Here is a 19,335-nt window from a genome sequence, read left to right on the forward strand (position 1 = left end):
GTGTGTATACCCCTGGTGCATAGCGCCTGGGGGAACATGACATTCCCATGCAAAAACGGGCAGGATCCTGGGTTCTGGCAACCCTCAGGGCCATTTGTCAGTCGGTTCCCATGGACCGGGTGCTGATTCTCACGTACGGAAAAGACGTGATGGGCTCCCCTTTGTCCACACGTGCGGTGTTAGTTTTCTGAGCTGATCTGGCGAGTCAAGAAGGCGAGCGACTGAGGTTATGGGCCGAGCGGAAGAGCGGCGGGCCCGGCAGCGCGGTGCGCGCCGGACCACGCAGAAGAAGGGCGGGCGGATACGCAGGCTCTTCACCTGGAAGAAGATGCTCGGCACCTTCTTCGGCCTCGTCCTGCTCACGATGGGCGGCTTCTACATCATCTATCTGATGACGCCGATCCCTGAGGCGAACGCCCAGGCGCAGCTGCAGAGCAACGTCTACAAGCTCTCCAACGGCAAGATCATCGCCCGCACCGGGCAGCTCAACCGTGAGGTCGTCGGGCTCGACAAGATCCCCGAGAAGGTCCAGCTGGACTTCGTCGCCGCCGAGAACATGTCCTTCTACAAGGACTCCGGCGTCGACTTCAAGGGCACCGCCCGAGGCCTGCTGAACACCCTCTCCGGCAAGGGCAAGCAGGGTGGCTCGACCATCACCCAGCAGTACGTCAAGAACTTCTACCTGAGCCAGGACCAGACGGTCACCCGCAAGCTCAAGGAGCTGGTGATCTCCCTCAAGGTCGACCAGAAGTACGACAAGAAGGAGATCCTGGCCGGGTACATCAACACCAGTTTCTACGGCCGCAACTCCTACGGCATCCAGGCCGCGGCGCAGGCGTACTACGGGGTGGACTCCACCAAGCTGACCACCGAGCAGGGCGCCTATCTGGCGGCGCTGCTCCAGGCGCCCAGCCAGTACGACTGGGCGGTGGCCACGGAGACCGGCAAGAAGCTGGTGACCAACCGCTGGAACTACGTCCTCGACAACATGGTCAAGATGAAGGAACTGGACGCGGCCCAGCGGGCGGCGATGAAGTTCCCGGTGCCGATCGAGCCCAAGCCCGACCCCGGCATGGAGGGCCAGACCGGCTACATGGTCCGGGCCGCCAAGGAAGAGCTCGTCCACAACGGCATCAGCGAAGCGGATCTGGCCAAGGGCGGCTGGACCATCACGCTCAACATCGACCCCAAGAAGCAGCAGCTCCTTGAGGGCGCGGTGAAGCAGGAGCTGACCAGCAAGCTGGACAAGAAGAAGAAGGTCGACCAGGACGTCCAGGCCGGCGCCGTCTCGGTGGACCCGAAGACCGGTTCGGTCGTCGCGCTGTACGGCGGCCAGGACTATATGAAGCACCAGATCAGCAACGCGAAGACGGCCACCTACCAGCCCGCCTCGACCTTCAAGCCGCTGATCCTCGCCGCCGCGCTCAACGACAAGGCCGAGACGCAGGACGGCAAGGAGATCCGGGCCAACACGATCTACAACGGCGACAACAAGCGCCCGGTGAAGGGCAAGGGCGGCGACAGCTACGCGCCGCCCAACGAGGACGACCAGAGCTACGGCCCCATCACCGTGCAGACGGCGATGAACAAGTCCGTCAACAGCGTCTTCGCGCAGATGGGCGTGGACGTGGGGCTTCCGAAGCTGCGGGACACAGCCGTCGCGCTCGGCCTCAACCACATGAAGGGCGTCGGCGCCCATCCCGCCATGACCCTGGGCTCGTACGGCGCGAGCCCGATGGAGATGGCCGGCGCGTACGCCACGCTCGACAACCACGGCAAGAAGGTCACGCCGTCCATCGTCAAGTCGGCCCAGCACAAGACGGCCAAGTACAACAGGCCGGACCCGATCGGCGACCAGGTGGTCAGCCGTGAGGCGGCCGACGCCGTCACCTCGGTGCTCACCGGCGTGGTCGACGACGGTACGGCCAAGAGGTCGGTGCGGGACGCGTCCAACCGCGACGGGCAGGTGGTCGCGGGCAAGACCGGTACCTCCGACGACAACAAGTCGGCCTGGTTCACCGGCTACACGCCCTCGCTGGTGACCTCCGTCGGTCTGTGGGGCGAGGCCGCCGGGCCGCGTACGGTGAAGATCGACGGCAAGGAGACCACGGTCGGCAAGGGCAGCCAGGTCTCCCTCAAGGACGTCGCCGACATCGACGGCCGGGTCGCCGGTGGCTCCATTCCGGCGAGGATCTGGGCCGCGTACACCTTCGACGCGGTCGGCAGTAGCGACTCCGAGTTCGACCTGGACACCGACCAGGGCGCGGCCAAGCAGCCGGACGAGACCCCGGCGACCACGCCGTCCAACACCCCGTCCAACACGCCCTCGCACACCCCGTCGCACACCCCGAGCCGGACACCGTCGCGCACGCCGAGCCACACCCCGTCGCGCACGCCGACGACCGGCGGCACCAACGGGCAGCCCACCAACGGCGGCACCACCACCGGTCAGACCAACGGCGGTACCACCGGCCAGCCCACCAACGGCGGCACGACCACCGGTCAGACCAACGGCGGCACCACCACCGGCACGACCGACGGCGGGACGACCACGGGAACGGCCGACGGCGGGACGAACCAGGGCACCATCCAGGGCGGCGGCAACACGCCGTAGCCCACGCCCGTGACACGCAGGTCGGCCCCCCACCCATCAGGGCGGGGGGCCGACGCGTTTCACCTGCCGCCCGGCAACGGGCCGGGCGATCGCCTCAGGGGCGGGTCGCCAGCTCGAACCAGACCACCTTGCCGCCGGAGAGCCGGGTCGCGCCCCACCGCCTGGCCAGCCGGTTCACCAGGAACAGACCGCGCCCGCCCTCGTCGGTGTCCCGCGCCCGCCGCTGCCGGGGCAGCTGCGGCGAGTCGTCGCCGACCTCGCAGCGCAGGACGTCCGTCTTGAGCAGCCGCAGGGTCACCGGGCGCTCCGCGTACCGCACGGCGTTGGTGACGACCTCGCTGACCAGCAGCTCCACCGAGTCCGTGAGCTCCTCAAGACCCCAGCGGGCCAGGGCGCGCCGGGCCAGTCGGCGGGCCCGGCCGGGTGCCGAGTCCTCCGGGTCCAGGAACCAGTACGCCACGTCGCTCGGCGCGATCCCGTCGAAGCGGGCGGCGAGCAGCGCGATGTCGTCGTCCCGGTCGCCGGGGCCCAGCATGTCCAGGACGTCGTCGCAGAGCGCTTCGAGCGGCGGCGGGTGGTCCGGGCCGGTCAGCTGGGCGGTGGCGGCGAGGCGCTCGCGGAGCTGCTCGATGCCGGTCCACACGTCCCGCAGCCGGGACTCCACCAGGCCGTCCGTGTACAGGAGCAGGGTGGCGCCCGCCGGGGCGTCCAGCTCGACCGCCTCGAAGTCGACCCCGCCCACGCCGATCGGCGCGCCCGGCGGCACCCGCAGCACCTCGGCGCGCCCGCCCAGGTGCAGCAGGACCGGCGGCGGATGTCCGGCGTTGGCGATGGTGATCCGGTGGGCGACCGGGTCGTACACCGCGTACAGGCAGGTCGCCATCCGGTCGGTGCCGAGCCGCTGGGCCTGCTCGTCGAGGTGGTGCAGCACTTCCTGGGGCGGCAGGTCGAGCCCGGCCAGGGTCTGCGCGGTGGTGCGCAGCTGGCCCATGATCGCGGCCGAGGTCATCGAGTGGCCCATGACGTCGCCGACGACCAGCGCGACCCGGCTGCCGGGCAGCGGGATCGCGTCGTACCAGTCACCGCCGACCCGGGCGGTCTCGGCGGCCGGCAGATAGCGCGAGGCGAGCCGCACGCCGGTCGGCTGGGGCAGCGAGTCCGGCAGCATGGTCCGCTGGAGCTCGTCGGCGATGTACGCCTCGCGCCCGTACAGCACGGCCTTGTCGATGCCGAGCGCGGTGTGGGTGGCCAACTGGGCCGCCACCAGCAGGTCGTTCGCCTCGAAGGCGGGCCGCTCCAGGCCGCGTACGAACACGGCGGCGCCGATCACGCGGCGCCGGCCCCGGAGCGGGGCGAGTATGGTCCGGTGGCCGCCCGGGACCGGGCGGTCGGGGCCGAGCAACTCGGCCAGGGCGAGCCGGGCGGGCACGGAGTCGCCGAAGACCGGCCGCACCCCGCGCAGCACCTCGGCGAGGGCGCCGCCGGTGCGGACCTCGCAGAGCTCGGCGGCCGGCGTCAGATCGGTCTGGGCGTTCAGCAGGGACAGGGCGTCGATCGCCTCCGGCTCCTGGAGGGACTCATCGACTAAACGCAGCCGGTCGGTTCGGCGCAGCCGCAGCACGAAGGGGCTGGCGGGCCGCTCGTCCCCGACCGGAAGCGGGTCGCGCAGATGCACGAGTATCGCGTCCGAGAAGGTCGGGACGGTGGCCCGGCACAGCCCGAGCACGATCTCGTCGAGGTCTATGCCGCGCGCGATCCTGCGGGTCGCGGCGCCCACGAACCGCAGCCGGTCGCCCTCGCGGCGGGCCACGGCCGCACTGTCCCCGCCGATGGGGATCTCGCCGCCGCTGCCGGCCCCGGGAGCGCCGGAGGCCGGGCCGCCGGGCACGTCGTCGCCCGGGGACTGGGAGGGACCCCGTCCGGGCGGCACCCCCATCGCGCTCGCGGTCGCCGCCGCGCCCAGATCACGGGCGAGGTCGCGCGAGCCCGGCTCGGGCTGGCCGGGCACGGAGGCGGTGGCCGCGCGGGCCTGGCCCCGCCGGGCGGCCGGAGCCGTGGCCTGGGGAGCGGGCACTGCGGAGTGCGCGGCGGAGCCCGCGCCCGGCTCGTCCGGGCGCGGCCGGGCCGCCTCAGGAGGCCGGGCCAGCTGCTCCTGGTGCCGGCTCTCGTGCGAAGTGGGCTGGTGCTCCGTCACGCGTCGGGTTCCGTCCGTCCGGAGTGAGACATCCACCGTGCTGGAAGCAGGGCAAGGATGCGCGAGGCAGTCGCTTCGTGCGGTATACCCGCTCCATGGGCGGCCGCGACACCGCTCACGTCCCGACCCCCCTTGAGGTGACATACGGTCAATTTGCGCCCTGGGTTCCCTCGTTGTCGATGCGCAGCCTTGCGGAGGACGATCCTACGTTTGAACCCCGGGGGCGCATCAAGGGTCTCACGACGGCATATGCGCCGGGGTGCGATCCCAGTCCGCCGGGAGCGCCGGAACCGGCCACCGCGGATCGGGCCGCCACTCCTCCCACCCGTCCGAGAACGGCCTGCCCCACGCCCGGATCACCTCGACCGCCGCCGCCCCTGCCGCCCGGACCCGCCGGGCCTGGGCCGCGTCCATCAGCCCCACCCGCTGGGCCTGCGCGAACTCGTCCTCGTCCCGCCACTGCCAGGTGCGGTCCGGGTAGACGGAGATGTCGAGAAAGTGGTCCTCGGAGTCGATCCCGCCCGACCACCGCGTGCGCGGCTCCTCCAGGTTCACGTACCAGCTCCGGAAGCGCCAGCCCCGCTCCCAGAACAGCCAGACCGACCAGGGGTCGCCGGGGCGCGCCAGCTTGAGCACCCCGGTGCCGAACCAGCGCGCGCGCTCCGTGGTGCGCGGGGCGGTGTAGCGGGTGGCGAGGGGCTCCTCGTGGACGGGGGTGCCGTCCACGAGCACGGGCTTGACGCACTCGGTGCCCGGCGCCATCCACACGGCGAGCAGTTCGTCGGTGTCCTGGACGACGGTCACCGGGCGGCAGATGTGGACGTGGCTGTTCGGGCCGGGGGCATTGCCGCGGTAGCGCCAGAGGATCTGGTCCCCCGGCGCCCAGTGGTTCATGCCTCCGGTACCTGTCATGCGCAGATCCTAGGAGCACGGTCAAGACCGCGCTGCGACCCGCGTCACGGCCGCGGTCATCGCCCGGTCATCGCTCCGGCACCGGCACCGTCCGCGCCTCACGGCCGGGTCATCCGCAGTACGTCCAGGGCCTCGTCCAGCTGCGCCTCGGTGAGGTCGCCGCGCTCCACGTACCCGCCCGCCAGGACCACTTCGCGGATCGTCCTGCGCTCGGCCAGCGACTTCTTGGCGACCTTCGCCGCCTCCTCGTACCCGATGTACTTGTTGAGCGGGGTGACGACCGACGGCGAGGACTCCGCGTACTCCCGCGCCCGCTCGCGGTTCGCGGTGATCCCGTCGACGGTGCGGTCGGCGAGCAGTCGGGAGACGCTCGCGAGCAGCCGGATCGACTCCAGCAGGTTCCTGGCGATGACCGGGAGCATCACGTTCAGCTCGAAGTTGCCCGCCGCACCCGCCGCCGCGACCGTCGCGTCGTTGCCGGTCACCTGCGCGGCGACCATCAGCACGGCCTCCGGGATGACCGGGTTGACCTTGCCGGGCATGATCGAGGAGCCCGGCTGGAGGTCGGGCAGGTTGATCTCGGCCAGTCCGGTGCGCGGCCCCGACGCCATCCAGCGCAGATCGTTGGAGATCTTGGTGAGCGAGACGCCGACCGTGCGGAGCTGGCCGGACGTCTCCACCAGGCCGTCCCGCGCCCCCTGCGCCTCGAAGTGGTCGCGGGCCTCGGTGAGCGGAAGGCCGGTCGCCCGCGCCACCTCCGCGATCACGGCCGCCGAGAACCCGGGCGGGGTGTTGATGCCGGTGCCGACGGCGGTGCCGCCCAGCGGGAGCTCGGCGAGCCGGGGCAGCGAGGCCCGCAGCCGCTCCACGCCGTAGCGCATGGCCGCCGCGTAGCCGCCGAACTCCTGGCCGAGGGTGACCGGGGTGGCGTCCATCAGATGCGTACGCCCGGACTTCACCACGTCCGCGAACTCGGCGGCCTTGCGCTCCAGGGCCTCGGCGAGGTGTTCCAGGGCCGGGATCAGATCGCCGGTGACGGCGGCCGTGGCGGCGATGTGGATGGAGGAGGGGAAGACGTCGTTGGACGACTGCGAGGCGTTGACATGGTCGTTGGGGTGGACGTCCCGGCCGAGGCGCTCGCTCGCCAGGGTCGCCACCACCTCGTTCATGTTCATGTTGGACGAGGTGCCCGAGCCGGTCTGGAAGACGTCGACCGGGAAGTGCTCGTCCCACCGCCCCTCGGCGACCTCCGCGGCCGCCTCCTGGACCGCCCCCGCGATGTCCTTGTCCAGCACGCCCAGTTCGGCGTTGACCTTGGCGGCGGCCGCCTTGATCCTGGCCAGCGCCTCGATGTGGGCGCGCTCCAGACGCTGTCCGGAGACGGGGAAGTTCTCCACCGCCCGCTGCGTCTGGGCCCGCCACTTGGCGTGCGCGGGGACCCGCACCTCGCCCATGGAGTCGTGCTCGACGCGGTACTCACTGTCGTTCATGTTCTTGAACCTCCTTGTAAAGATGAGCACTTGTCTTGTTCTAGCTATTCCCAAGGGGCCCTACCGGCCAGTAAATACCGGTGGTAACTCATCACCGGGGAGGCGCAATGAGGCGCACCAGGAACAGACTTCGCTGTACGTTCGCGGCCGCCGTGGCCGCGGCGGCCGCGTTCGGGGGCATGACGGCGACAGCGACGGCCGCACCCGCGGCGACGGTACAGTCCACCCCCCTTCCGCCCGAGCTTGAGAAGATCCGCGCCGCCGAGGCGCTCAAGCTGTACGGGGATTCCGCCGAGCGGCCCATGGACCAGCGCAGGACCGGGCTCATCTCGCTCGGCGACAGCGAGATCTCCGGCGAGGGCGTCGGCACCTACGAGGCCGGCACCAACGGCCCCGACAACTGGTGCCACCGGGCGCCGGACTCCGCGATCCACCGCACCGGGATCCCTGCCGACGAGACGTACAACGTGGCTTGTTCGGGCGCGTACACCGGCAATATCCGGATAGGCGGCTCGAAGCAGTACGCGGACGAGCTCGTGCAGAGCGACAGCCTGGCCATCAAGGCCCGCAACACCCGCATCAAGATGGTGCTGCTTGTCGCCGGGGCCAACGACGACCTCCAGTTCGGGCCGGTGATGACCGACTGCGTGGAGCGGTACCTGCTGCTCCAGGGCCCGTGCGAGTCGAAGTACGCGCCCGGCTGGCAGGCGCGGGTCGACGGCCTGGTGCCCAAGGTCGAGCAGACGGTCACCGACCTGAAGAGCGTGATGCGCGACGCCGGGTACGCCGACGGCGACTACAAGCTGGTCGTGATGGGCTACCCGAGCCCGATCGGCCCCGACTTCCACGACAACCCGAACTTCCCGGGCAAGCTCGTCTGCGGCGGCCTCGGCTACGACTCCGACACCGTCTGGGGCCGCAACACCGCCGTCCCGGCCTTCGAGCGCGGGATGCGCAAGGCGGCGGCCGACACCGGCGCGGTCTACCTCGACAACTCGCGGCTCTTCAACGGCCACGAGGTGTGCATGGAGGACACCTGGGCGCGCGGCCTCTACATCGACCTGTCCAAGCCGGGCCTGCCGGACTCCAACTCGGTGCGCCAGTCCTTCCACCCCAACTACCGGGGCCACGGCGCCTTCGCGTCCTGCCTCACCCAGATCTACGACTCGGGGCAGCGTGAGGCCAGTTGCGCCGACCCGGCGTCCACCGGTTCGCCGGTGCTCTACCCGCTCGCCTGGGACGACGCGTACCAGCCGCTGAAGAACGCGTCGACCGGCAGCTGTCTGGACGTGAGCGGCGCGTCCAGCGCCAACAACACCGCCGTCGTCGGCTGGGACTGCCACGGCGGCCGCAACCAGAACTGGTGGTACGACGGCACCCGCAAGTCGGTCCACACCCAGCTCACCCAGGACCGCTGCCTGGACGTGCCGGGCGCGAACTACTCGGCCGGGGCCAAGCTGATCATCTGGAACTGCCACGGCGGCGCCAACCAGGAGTTCGTCAGGGACGGCTCCACCCTGCGCCCGGCGGCGGCCACCGGCCTGTGCGCCACGCTGGCGGCGGCCAAGGACCCGCTGACGCTGCGCCCGTGCGACGGCTCCCCGTCGCAGCGCTTCGCGTAACGGCGGCCTCCACATAACCGTCCCCTCCCTTTAGGTTAGGCTGTCCTAACTTATAGGGAGGGGATCGGGCGTGAGCGCCGAGGTCTATCGCGACACCTGGGGCGTCCCGCACCTGCGGGCGGCCGACGCCCGTGAGCTGGCGTACGCGCAAGGGCGGGTCACCGCCGTGGACCGAGCCTGGCAGCTGGAGGTCGAACGGCACCGGGTGCAGGGCACCACGGCCGCCTTCCTCGGCCCCGACGCGGTCGGCTGGGACGTCTTCGCCCGCCGCGCCCGCCTGGCCGACACGGCCCGCCGGTGCTTCGAGGCGCTGGACGCGGAGACGGCGGACTGGGTCACGGCGTACGTGGCGGGGGTCAACGACGGGCTCGCGGGCGGGGCCGCCGGTCGGCCCGGCTTCGCGGAGTCGGGCCTGGCGCCCGGCCGCTGGGAACCGTGGACGCCGCTGGGCGTCTGGCTCTCCACCCACATCCTCTTCGCCGGTTTCCCCACCAAGCTCTGGCGCGAGCGGGCGGTCGCGGCGCTCGGCGCGGGCGCGGTGGAACTCTTCGCCACCGACGGCCCCGGCACCTCCGGCTCCAACGGCTGGCTGGTCACCGGCGAGCACACCGCCACCGGCGCCGCGATCATCGCGGGCGACCCGCACCGCTTCATCGAGGACCCCGGCGTCTACCAGCAGATCCGCCTCTCCTGCCCGGAGTTCGACGTCGTCGGCCTCGCCGTCCCCGGCGTCCCCGGCATCGCCCACTTCGGCCACACCGGCTCGGTCGCCTGGGCCATCACCAACGCCATGGCCGACTACCAGGACCTCTACCGCGAACGCCTGCGCCGCGACGGTACGGACGTGGCCGCGCTCGGCCCCGACGGCTGGGCCCCGGCGTCCGTCCACGTCGAGACGGTGGAGGTGGCGGGCGCGGCCCCGGTGACGGTCGAGGTGATCGAGACGGACCGGGGCCCGGTGATCATCGGCGGCCCCGACGCGGCCGACGCCATCAGCCTGCGCCACCCGCCCCGCGTCACCGCCGCCCTCGGCTTCGCCGCGCTCCCGGCGCTGCTGCGCGCCCGGACCGCCGACGACGTCGACCGCGCCTTCGACGAGTGGGTCGAGCCGGTCAACGTGGTCCAGGCCGCCGACACCCGGGGCGGCCATCTGCACCGTGTGGCGGGCCGCGTACCGCTGCGCCACGACATCAACCGCGTACGGGTCGTACCGGCGTGGGAGGCGGCCCACGCGTGGCAGGGCTGGGCCCCGATGCCGCGCGCGGAGGTGTCCGGGACGGCCGTGATGGCCAACCAGCGGGGCCTGGCGGCGCCGCTGGGCGTGGAGTTCGCGCCCCCGTACCGCGCGGACCGCATAACGGCCCTGCTGGCCGCCTCGCGCGCGTGGACGGCTCCGCGGATGTCGGCGATCCACACGGACACGGACCTGGCGTCGGCACGCCCGCTGCTGGGACTGCTGACGGACCTCAAGGGCCTGACTCCCCGGGCGGAGACCCTCCGGGACCGTCTGACGACGGGCTGGGACCGCCGCATGGAGGCGGATTCGACGGACGCGATGGCGTACGCGACGGTGCGGGAGCGGGTCGTACGCCACCTGGCGACCCACCCGTCCTTCGCCGACCTGGCCGAACTCCCGCCCCTGCCCGACCTGTTCCTGCCCTGGCTGGCGCTGACGCCGAGGATCGCGTTCGCGCTGGAGACGATCCTGACGACGTCGATGCTGCCCGAGCTCGACCGGGTGGAGCTGGTGCGGGTGGCGCTGGAGGAAGTGGCGGCGGAGGGCGTGGAGTTCGGGCCGTGGGGCGAGGCGCACCGGCTCGCGCCGTGGCAGGCGCTGCCGGCGCCCCAGGAGTGGCCGGGCCTGGCGGGCGACCACGACTGCGTCCTGTCCACGAGCAGCGTCCCCGGCCTCACACACCGCAGCGCCCGGGGCCCGGCCGCGCGGTACGTCTGGGACCTGGCCCGCCGCGAGGACAGCCTCTGGGTGGTCCCGTTCGGCGCGTCGGGCGCACCGGACAGCCCCCACCACCGCGACCAGCTCCCGCTGTGGGTGGCGGGGGAGCTGGCGCCGGTGGTGACCGACTGGAGCGACCTGAGGAGAGAGACGTTGTACGAGCGGAGTGCCCACGCGTACGAGGAGAAGGTCGCCGGCTTCGGAACGGTCCGGCTGCGCCCGCTGGACCCGCCGGAGGACGCGGACCTGATCCACTCGTGGGTCACCCAGGAACGGGCCCGGTTCTGGGGGATGCTGGACGCGGACCGCGCGTACGTGGAGGAGACCTACGCGTACGTCGACTCCCTCCCCACGCACCACGCGTTCCTGCTCCTGCTGGACGACGAGCCGGTGGGGCTGTTCCAGACGTACGAGCCGGGCGCCGATCCGCTGGGGGAGTGCTACGAGGTGCGCCCGGGCGACGTCGGCATCCACATCCTGGTGGCCCCCGCACCGGGCCCGGCGCGCCCCGGCTTCACGGGCGCCCTGATGAGAACCCTGATCAACTACGTCCTCTCCGACCCCGCCCACCAGCGGATCGTGGTGGAACCGGACGTACGGAACGAGAAGTCGATCGAGCGGATGGTGCGGTCGGGGTTCGTGCTGGGGGAGGAAGTGGACAAGCCGGAGAAGCGGGCCCGCCTGGCGTTCCTGGAGAGGCCCCCCACCCCGCCCGTTACCTGAACCCTCCGGGGGTGGGTGGGGGGTTGAGGCGGTTTCCCGGGGGCTGCGCCCCCGGACCCCGGGCGGGGCTGCGCCCCTGCGGCCCCGGACCCCTCGTTTGTCTGCGGGTCGGTGAGGGCTGGTCGCGCAGTTCCCCGCGCCCCTAAAGGCAGAACGGGGCCCGGCCAAATCCAGTCCGGCGGCACGAAATTCAGCCCCTCCGGCGTTTGAGGAGCGGGGTCCGGGGCGGAGCCCCGAAGCGGGGTGCAGGGGCCGCAGGCCCCGCGAGCGGGTGCAGGGGCGCAGCCCCGCCCGGGGGTCCGGGGGCGTAGCCCCCGGGAGACCACCCTCACCCCTCACCCACCCCCGGAGGGTCTAGGTGAAGGGGCGGGGTGGGGCCAAACAACCGCTACTGCTGCGCCGCACCCCGTACCGGGATGTTCAAGAACGTCGGCGGCTCAGCCGGCGCCTGGAAGAAGTCGTTGCCCTTGTCGTCGACGACGACGAACGCCGGGAAGTCCTCGACCTCGATCTTCCACACCGCCTCCATCCCGAGCTCCTCGTACTCGACGACCTCGACCTTCTTGATGCAGTCCTGCGCGAGCCGGGCGGCAGGGCCACCGATGGAGCCCAGGTAGAACCCCCCGTGCGCGTCGCACGCCGAAGTCACCTGCCCCGACCGGTTCCCCTTCGCCAGCATCACCTTGGACCCCCCGGCCGCCTGGAACTGCTCGACGTAGGAGTCCATGCGCCCGGCCGTCGTCGGCCCGAAGGACCCGGACGCGTACCCCTCGGGGGTCTTGGCGGGCCCGGCGTAGTACACCGGGTGGTCCTTCAGGTACTGCGGCATCTCCTCACCCGCGTCGAGCCGCTCCTTGATCTTGGCGTGCGCGATGTCGCGCGCCACGACCAGCGGCCCGGTGAGCGAGAGACGGGTCTTCACCGGGTACTTGGTGAGCTCCGCGAGGATGTCGTCCATCGGCTGGTTGAGGTCGATCTTCACCACGTCGCCGGACTCGTCCAGCTGCTCGTCCGTCGTCTCCGGCAGGAACCGCGCCGGGTCCTTCTCCAGCTCTTCCAGGAACACGCCCTCGGCCGTGATCTTCGCGACCGCCTGGCGGTCCGCCGAGCAGGACACGGCGATGGCCACCGGGAGGGAGGCGCCGTGGCGCGGCAGGCGCACCACGCGCACGTCGTGGCAGAAGTACTTGCCGCCGAACTGCGCCCCGATCCCGATCTTCTGCGTCAGCTCGAAGACCTTCTGCTCCAGCTCCTGGTCGCGGAAGCCGTGCCCGGTCGCCGAGCCCTCGGTCGGCAGCTCGTCGAGGTAGTGCGCCGAGGCGTACTTCGCGGTCTTGAGCGCGAACTCCGCCGACGTGCCGCCCACCACGATCGCCAGGTGGTACGGCGGACAGGCGGCCGTCCCCAGCGAACGGATCTTCTCCTCCAGGAACTTCATCATGGAGGCCTCGTTCAGGACGGCCTTCGTCTCCTGGTAGAGGAACGACTTGTTGGCCGAGCCGCCGCCCTTCGCCATGAAGAGGAACTTGTACGCGCCGCCGTCCGTCGCGTACAGCTCGATCTGCGCGGGCAGGTTCGAGCCGGTGTTCTTCTCCTCCCACATGGTGACCGGAGCCATCTGCGAGTAGCGCAGGTTGAGCTGCGTGTACGCGTCGTAGATGCCGCGCGAGAGGGCTTCCTCGTCGGCGCCCGACGTCAGCACGTTCTGGCCGCGCTTGCCCATCACGATCGCCGTGCCGGTGTCCTGGCACATCGGCAGCACGCCCGCCGCCGCGATGTTCGCGTTCTTGAGGAGGTCGAGCGCGACGAACTTGTCGTTGCCCGACGCCTCCGGGTCGTCGATGATCTTCCGCAGCTGGGCGAGGTGCGCCGGGCGCAGATAGTGCTGGATGTCGTGGATCGCCTCGGCGGCCAGCTTGCGCAGTGCCTCCGGGTCCACCTTGAGGAACGTACGGCCGTCGGCCTCGAAGGTGGAGACACCCTCGGCGGTCACCAGTCGGTAGGGCGTGTGGTCCTCTCCCAGGGGGAGCAGATCGGAGTACGCGAACTCTGGCATCAGTACGGCCATTCCTCACTCGGCAGACAGCGGCTGACCTCCATTGGCACAGCACCCTCAAGCGTATGCCGCCGCCACGCCCCCGATCCTGTGAGGTAAGGCTCAGTTGCGCCCAGGGCACCACCGCCCCGTACCCCTAGTCGCGATCTATCGCGTTTCGGTACGCTGGCTCCGTGGACCTCGAAAAGCACGACGCCAAGCCGCAGCCCGTGGATCCCGCCCGGTCCGCCCCCCTGCGCGCCTCCGACGCCGACCGCGACCGGGTCGCCGACATCCTGCGCGAGGCCCTCGCGGAGGGCCGCCTGGACGCGGAGGAGCACGCCGAGCGCATCGACGGCGTCTACCGCGCCAAGACGATGGGCGAGCTGGAGCCGCTGGTACGGGACCTGCCCGCGGCGGCCGACGGCGCGCACCGGTTCGGCGCGCCCTCGTCCGCGTCGTCCACGCCCGCGTATGCGACCGCACACGCTCCGGACGAGGCCGTGGGACCGGTCGCCGCCGAGAGTCTGGTCGCCGTCTTCTCCAGTTCGACCCGCAAGGGCCGCTGGCGCATCGGCCGCCGTACGAACGCGTTCGCGCTCTTCGGCAGCGTCGAGATCGATCTCACCGAGGCCTATTTCGAACAGCGGCTTTCCGTCATCAACGCCACCTCGATCTTCGGCAACGTGGAGGTCCGGGTCCCCGAGAACCTCACCCTGCGGGGCAGCGGCACCGGCATCTTCGGCAACTTCGAAGTGGACACGCTGGAGGCCGAACACCCCGAGGCGCCCGTGGTCGTCGTCAACGGATACTCGGTATTCGGCAACATCGAGGCCAAGCCCAAGCGCGGCAAGCGGATCGCCGACCTCCACGGCCGCCTGCGCAAACACCTCGACTCCTGACGCGTCGCGTCCGCACACTTCCAGTCATCGGCGGACGATCGGAATTCCGGACATCGGAACTCAGTGCATAGGCACGCGCACAGCGGGTAGGGACTGTCGCATCGTCGCTCGCTCGCGAAGCCGTTGTCAGCCGTCGTCAGGAGTTGGCCGTGCTGCATCCGCCGCATCAGTCCCTGCAGGTCGCCGTCGCAGTCCCGCCCCAGCGCGGCCCAGCTCGGGAGGACCAGGCGGGCCCGTGGCACACGGAGGCGGTCTGCCGCCGGGACGAGGCGGGGCTGTTCTTCGCCCCCTCCAAGGAGCCGACGGCCGCGCGCCTGTCGCGCGAGGAGGCCGCCAAGCGCGTCTGCGCCCGCTGCCCCGTCATGGTCGAGTGCCGCGAGCACGCCCTGCTGATGCCCGAGCCCTACGGGGTGTGGGGCGGTCTGACGGCGGCTGAGCGGCGCGTGGTGCTGGCCCGTCGGCGCCGGCGCGAGGTCGAGCTGAAGAAGTCCGCGTCCGCCGCCTGACGTGCGCGTACGTACGTGAAGGGGCGCCCCCGTCCGCACAACGGGGGCGCCCCTTCACGTACGTACGCGGTCGGGACCGCTACTTCGCGCGATCGAAGTCGATCTGGCTGTACGCGCGGAGCTTGGACAGCTTGTGGGTGGAGTCGATCTGGCGGATCGTGCCCGACTTCGACCGCATGACCAGGGACTGGGTGGTGGCGGTCTCGCCGCGGTAGCGGACGCCGCGCAGGAGCTCGCCGTCGGTGATGCCGGTGGCGACGAAGAAGACGTTGTCGCCGGAGACGAGGTCGCCGGTCGACAGCACCCGGTCGAGGTCGTGGCCCGCGTCCAGCGCACGCCGGCGCTCGGCGTCGTCCTTGGGCCAGAGCTTGCCCTGGATGGTGCCGCCGAGGCACTTGATGGCGCAGGCGGAGATGATGCCTTCGGGCGTGCCGCCGATGCCCATCAGCAGATCCACACCGGTGCCTTCACGTACGGCCATGATGGATCCGGCCACATCGCCGTCGGAGATGAACTTGATGCGGGCGCCGGTCTCCCGGATCTCCTTGACGATGCCTTCGTGACGCGGCCGGTCGAGGATGACGACCGTGACGTCCTCGGGCGAGGAGTTCTTGGCCTTCGCGACACGCCGGATGTTCACCGACACGGGCGCGTTGATGTCGACGAAGTCGGCGGCCTCGGGCCCGGTGACGAGCTTGTCCATGTAGAACACGGCCGACGGGTCGAACATCGTCCCGCGGTCGGCCGCGGCGAGGACCGCGATGGCGTTGGGCATGCCCTTGGCGTTGAGGGTGGTGCCGTCGATGGGGTCGACGGCGATGTCGACCTCGGGGCCGGTGCCGTCACCGATGCGCTCACCGTTGTAGAGCATGGGAGCTTCGTCCTTCTCCCCCTCTCCGATGACGACGACGCCGTTCATGGAGACGGTGGAGACCAGGGTGCGCATGGCGTTGACCGCGGCGCCGTCCGCGCCGATCTTGTCACCGCGCCCGACCCAGCGGCCCGCTGCCATGGCGGCGGCCTCGGTGACCCGGACCAGTTCCAGGGCGAGGTTGCGATCGGGGGCCTCGGGCGAGACCTCAAGTTGGGGCGGCAGGTTGTGCTCGGTCATCGGAGCGCACCTTTCTGTACGGCGACGGCCGGGAAAAGAGGGTGCTTGGACTCTATCGTTACGTCGACAAAATGAGCAGAGGGGGCCACGTATGAGCACCGACATGACCTGAGACCATGGGTGCGTGGCAGGAACACGTGGCAAGCAGAGTGTGCGGAACATGCTGCAGTCGTTGGCGGTGATCGGCATCGCCGTGGCTGTGATGTACATGTTCATCCCGCACGACGGCAAGAAGGACCCGGTCAAGGCGGTCGACTACCGCGTCGAGCTCCTGACGGTCCGGCGCGCCGCGCCGTACCCGGTGGCGGCGCCGGTCGGGCTCCCGGACCAGGACAAGTGGAAGGCGACCTCGGTCACGTACGACGGCCAGGCCGACAACGCCTGGCACCTGGGCTTCCTGGACCCCGCGAAGGAGTACGTGGCGATCGAGCAGTCCTCGGCGCCCAACCGGGACAAGTTCGTGCGGTCCGTCGCCAAGCAGGCGGCGAAGACCGACCGCACCCAGCAGATCGCGGGCGCGACCTGGCGCCGCTGGGAGGGCCCCAAGTACGACGCGCTCGTCCGCGAGGACAAGGGCTCCACGACCGTGGTGACCGGAACGGCGGGCTTCGCGCAGCTGGAGCGGATGGCGGCGGCGCTGGAGCTGAAGAAGGCGTGACGACTGTCTGACGACCCGCTGATGTCGTACGGCGAAGGCCGCCGCACCCCGCTGGGGGTGCGGCGGCCTTCCGCGTTTCCGGGCCGGGGCTCAGACGGTGGTGACGACCTCGTCGTACGACAGGCGCGGGCTGCGCGGGTACGACGCGTCCTCGCCCGGCTTGCCGATGTTGACGACCATCAGCGGGGTGTGGTCGCCGTCCAGGAACTCCTTCTGGATCCCGGCGCCGTCGAAGCCGGTCATCGGGCCGGCGGCCAGCCCGGCGGCGCGGACGCCGACGATGAAGTAGGCGGCCTGGAGCGCGGCGTTCAGACCGGCGGCGTTCTCGCGGACCGGGCGCTCGCTGAAGAACGCGTCCTTGACCTGCGGCCAGGCCGGGAACAGCGTCGGCAGCTCCTCGTGGAACTCGTTGTCGGCGGCGAGGATGGCGACCAGCGGGGCGGTGGCGGTCTTGGCCCGATTGCCCTCGGCCATGTGCCCCAGCAGCCGCTCGCGCGCCTCGGTCGAACGCACCAGCACGATCCGCAGCGGCGTCTGGTTGAAGGCGGTCGGCCCGAACTTGACCAGGTCGTAGATCGCCTGCACCTGCTCCTCGCTCACCGGCTCGTCGGTGAACGTGTTGGCAGTACGGGCCTCACGGAAGAGGAGGTCCTGAGCGGCGGAGTCAAGGGCGAGAGACATTACGTACCTTCCGGACTTACGGGGATTCCGCTTGTGGGGGAATCAAGCGGAGATGCCACCGTACGACGGAGTTAGGTTAAGTTTCAACTAAACGGGGGGCTGGGTGACTGGCCTCACAGGAGGTCGCCTGCGGGTTCGGCGGGGGTTGGTCCCGCCCGCGCACGTCACAGCCCCGCGCCCCTTGAATCCTGCTGCGCGACATCCCCTGGGCGCCCCGGAGGGGCGCATTCAGGGGCGCGGGGAACTGCGCGACCAGCCACGGACGGCCCGCAGACGAACGCAACCCGCAGCGGGGTGCAGGGGGCGGAGCCCACGGGAAACCCACCTCCGCCCCCGGAGGCCACGCGGCGGAGCCGCAAACGTCACCCCTCGGCCTCCAGCGCCGCATCCAACCGCGCCCGAGCCCCCTCCAGCCACCGCCGGCACACCTTCGCCAGCGCCTCCCCCCGCTCCCACAGCGCCAGCGACTCCTCCAGGGTCGTGCCCCCGGCCTCCAGCCGCCGTACGACGTCGATCAGCTCGTCCCGGGCCTGCTCGTACCCGAGCGACTCGGACGACGCCGACGAACCGGAGCCCGACACGTCCGAGCCGGACGCGGACGCGTCCGCCCCCGACGCCGCACCCTCGTCGTCCCCACCCGTCCCAACCTTCGCTGCCATACCCGTCACCCTACGCATCCGTCCCGACGACAACCGTGAACTCACCCTCGGCCACCCTGGCCCGCAACTCCTCGCCCCCGGCGACCTCCCCCGGGGCCCGCACCACCGCCCCGTCCGCCCGCTGGAGCACCGCGTACCCCCGCTCCAGCGTCGCCGCCGGCGACAGCGCGACCACGCGCGCGCGGGTGTGCGCCAGCTCGGAGTCGGCCCGGTCGAGGAGGTGGCCGAGGACCCGGCGCGAGCGGTCCACCAGCGCGTCCACCTCGTCCGCCCGGTCGTCCACCATCCGGTGCGGCCGCTCCATCCAGGGGCGGCCGAGCATCCCGGCCAGTCCCCGCTCCTCCCGGTCGACGAGGCCGACGACATGGCGCCGCGCCCGGTCCCGCAGCATCCTCACCCGGTCCAGCTCCTCCCCGACGTCGGGGACGACCTTCTTCGCCGCGTCCGTCGGCGTCGACGCCCGCAGATCCGCGACCAGGTCGAGCAGCGGCGAGTCCGGCTCGTGCCCGATCGCCGAGACGACCGGCGTACGGCACTCGGCCACCGTCCGCACCAGCTGCTCGTCGGAGAACGGCAGCAGATCCTCCACGCTGCCCCCGCCCCGCGCCACGATGATCACGTCGACCTCCGCGAGGCCGTCCAGCTCCTTCACCGCCTGGACGACCTGCGGCACCGCGTGCACCCCCTGCACCGCCACGTTGCGCACCTCGAACCGCACCGCGGGCCAGCGCCGCCGCGCGTTCTCCAGTACGTCCCGCTCGGCCGCCGAGGCGCGGCCGACGACCAGCCCGACGAGCTGCGGCAGGAACGGCAGCGGCCGCTTGCGGTCGAGCGCGAACAACCCCTCCGCCGCGAGCGACTTCTTCAACTGCTCAAGCCGGGCGAGCAGTTCACCGATGCCGACGGGCCGTATCTCCGCGGCCCGCAGCGACAGCTGGCCGCGCGGCGCGTACCACTCCGGCTTCGCGTGCACCACGACCCGGGCGCCCTCGGCGACGACGTCCGCCACCGCGTCGAAGACCTGCCGGTAGCAGGTGACCGACACCGAGATGTCGTGCGACGGGTCACGCAGCGTCAGGAACACCACCCCCGCGCCCGGCCGCCGCGAGAGCTGGGTGATCTGCCCCTCGACCCACACCGCCCCCAGCCGGTCGATCCAGCCGCCGATGAGCCGCGACACCTCACCGACCGGCAGCGGCGCCTGAGCACTCGTATTCAGACCCATGTACGCAGGCTAACGGCCCCCACTGACACCGGCCCCGCCCACGGGGCCC

14 protein-coding genes are annotated in these 19,335 nt (G+C 71.3%); 6 read left to right on the forward strand and 8 right to left on the reverse strand.

Annotated features, from left to right (window positions below; genetic code table 11):
* Positions 1-229 precede the first annotated feature (229 nt).
* The gene (locus tag OG965_RS26025; RefSeq protein ID WP_371654473.1) at positions 230-2,614 is read left to right on the forward strand and encodes a transglycosylase domain-containing protein; all 2,385 of its coding nucleotides are present in this window, start codon (positions 230-232) and stop codon (positions 2,612-2,614) included.
* A gap of 94 nt (positions 2,615-2,708) precedes the next feature.
* Here the strand turns inward: OG965_RS26025 and OG965_RS26030 are convergent, their stop codons facing one another.
* The 3 genes from OG965_RS26030 to OG965_RS26040 all read right to left on the reverse strand — a co-directional run bounded on the left by OG965_RS26030 (position 2,709) and on the right by OG965_RS26040 (position 7,210).
* The gene (locus OG965_RS26030) at positions 2,709-4,808 is read right to left on the reverse strand and encodes a SpoIIE family protein phosphatase (protein ID WP_371654474.1); all 2,100 of its coding nucleotides are present in this window, start codon (positions 4,806-4,808) and stop codon (positions 2,709-2,711) included.
* A 237-nt stretch (positions 4,809-5,045) separates the two neighbouring features.
* A complete protein-coding gene (locus tag OG965_RS26035; protein ID WP_371654475.1) occupies positions 5,046-5,720 on the reverse strand; it encodes a DUF402 domain-containing protein in 675 nt (224 codons plus the stop codon).
* 98 nt (positions 5,721-5,818) lie between these two features.
* The gene (locus OG965_RS26040; RefSeq protein ID WP_371654476.1) at positions 5,819-7,210 is read right to left on the reverse strand and encodes a class II fumarate hydratase; all 1,392 of its coding nucleotides are present in this window, start codon (positions 7,208-7,210) and stop codon (positions 5,819-5,821) included.
* Between the two features lie 107 nt (positions 7,211-7,317).
* Here OG965_RS26040 and OG965_RS26045 point away from each other — a divergent pair, with 107 nt between their 5' ends.
* Complete coding sequence (locus OG965_RS26045) at positions 7,318-8,832, forward strand: ricin-type beta-trefoil lectin domain protein (protein ID WP_371654477.1); 1,515 nt, start codon at positions 7,318-7,320, stop codon at positions 8,830-8,832.
* Positions 8,833-8,902: 70 nt separating this feature from the next.
* Positions 8,903-11,509 carry a GNAT family N-acetyltransferase gene (locus tag OG965_RS26050; RefSeq protein ID WP_371654478.1) on the forward strand — a complete coding sequence of 869 codons (2,607 nt, stop codon included), beginning with the start codon at positions 8,903-8,905 and terminating at the stop codon, positions 11,507-11,509.
* Positions 11,510-11,897: 388 nt separating this feature from the next.
* Here OG965_RS26050 and OG965_RS26055 read toward each other — a convergent pair whose 3' ends face one another.
* Positions 11,898-13,565: a fumarate hydratase gene (locus OG965_RS26055; RefSeq protein ID WP_371654479.1), complete on the reverse strand. Its 1,668-nt coding sequence runs from the start codon at positions 13,563-13,565 to the stop codon at positions 11,898-11,900.
* A gap of 173 nt (positions 13,566-13,738) precedes the next feature.
* Here OG965_RS26055 and OG965_RS26060 point away from each other — a divergent pair, with 173 nt between their 5' ends.
* Positions 13,739-14,446, forward strand: coding sequence for a DUF1707 domain-containing protein (locus tag OG965_RS26060; protein WP_371654480.1), 708 nt, complete (start codon positions 13,739-13,741; stop codon positions 14,444-14,446).
* A 149-nt stretch (positions 14,447-14,595) separates the two neighbouring features.
* Positions 14,596-14,952 carry a WhiB family transcriptional regulator gene (locus tag OG965_RS26065; protein ID WP_266983185.1) on the forward strand — a complete coding sequence of 119 codons (357 nt, stop codon included), beginning with the start codon at positions 14,596-14,598 and terminating at the stop codon, positions 14,950-14,952.
* 79 nt (positions 14,953-15,031) lie between these two features.
* On the opposite strand, the gene glpX is transcribed toward OG965_RS26065, so the two are convergent.
* Positions 15,032-16,063, reverse strand: a complete 1,032-nt coding sequence (glpX, locus tag OG965_RS26070) for a class II fructose-bisphosphatase (protein ID WP_371654481.1) — start codon at positions 16,061-16,063, stop codon at positions 15,032-15,034.
* A 124-nt stretch (positions 16,064-16,187) separates the two neighbouring features.
* On the opposite strand from glpX, the gene OG965_RS26075 reads away from it, so the two are divergent.
* Positions 16,188-16,721 (forward strand): DUF4245 domain-containing protein, encoded by a 534-nt coding sequence (locus OG965_RS26075; RefSeq protein WP_371654482.1) that lies wholly within the window; start codon positions 16,188-16,190, stop codon positions 16,719-16,721.
* A gap of 90 nt (positions 16,722-16,811) precedes the next feature.
* Here OG965_RS26075 and OG965_RS26080 read toward each other — a convergent pair whose 3' ends face one another.
* The 3 genes from OG965_RS26080 to xseA all read right to left on the reverse strand — a co-directional run bounded on the left by OG965_RS26080 (position 16,812) and on the right by xseA (position 19,286).
* The gene (locus OG965_RS26080) at positions 16,812-17,402 is read right to left on the reverse strand and encodes a malonic semialdehyde reductase (RefSeq protein ID WP_371654483.1); all 591 of its coding nucleotides are present in this window, start codon (positions 17,400-17,402) and stop codon (positions 16,812-16,814) included.
* A gap of 362 nt (positions 17,403-17,764) precedes the next feature.
* The gene (locus OG965_RS26085; RefSeq protein WP_371657062.1) at positions 17,765-17,983 is read right to left on the reverse strand and encodes an exodeoxyribonuclease VII small subunit; all 219 of its coding nucleotides are present in this window, start codon (positions 17,981-17,983) and stop codon (positions 17,765-17,767) included.
* Positions 17,984-18,071: 88 nt separating this feature from the next.
* Positions 18,072-19,286, reverse strand: a complete 1,215-nt coding sequence (xseA, locus tag OG965_RS26090; RefSeq protein ID WP_371654484.1) for an exodeoxyribonuclease VII large subunit — start codon at positions 19,284-19,286, stop codon at positions 18,072-18,074.
* Between the last annotated feature and the right edge of the window lie 49 nt (positions 19,287-19,335).

Source organism: Streptomyces sp. NBC_00224 (genome assembly GCF_041435195.1).
GTDB lineage: Bacteria > Actinomycetota > Actinomycetes > Streptomycetales > Streptomycetaceae > Streptomyces.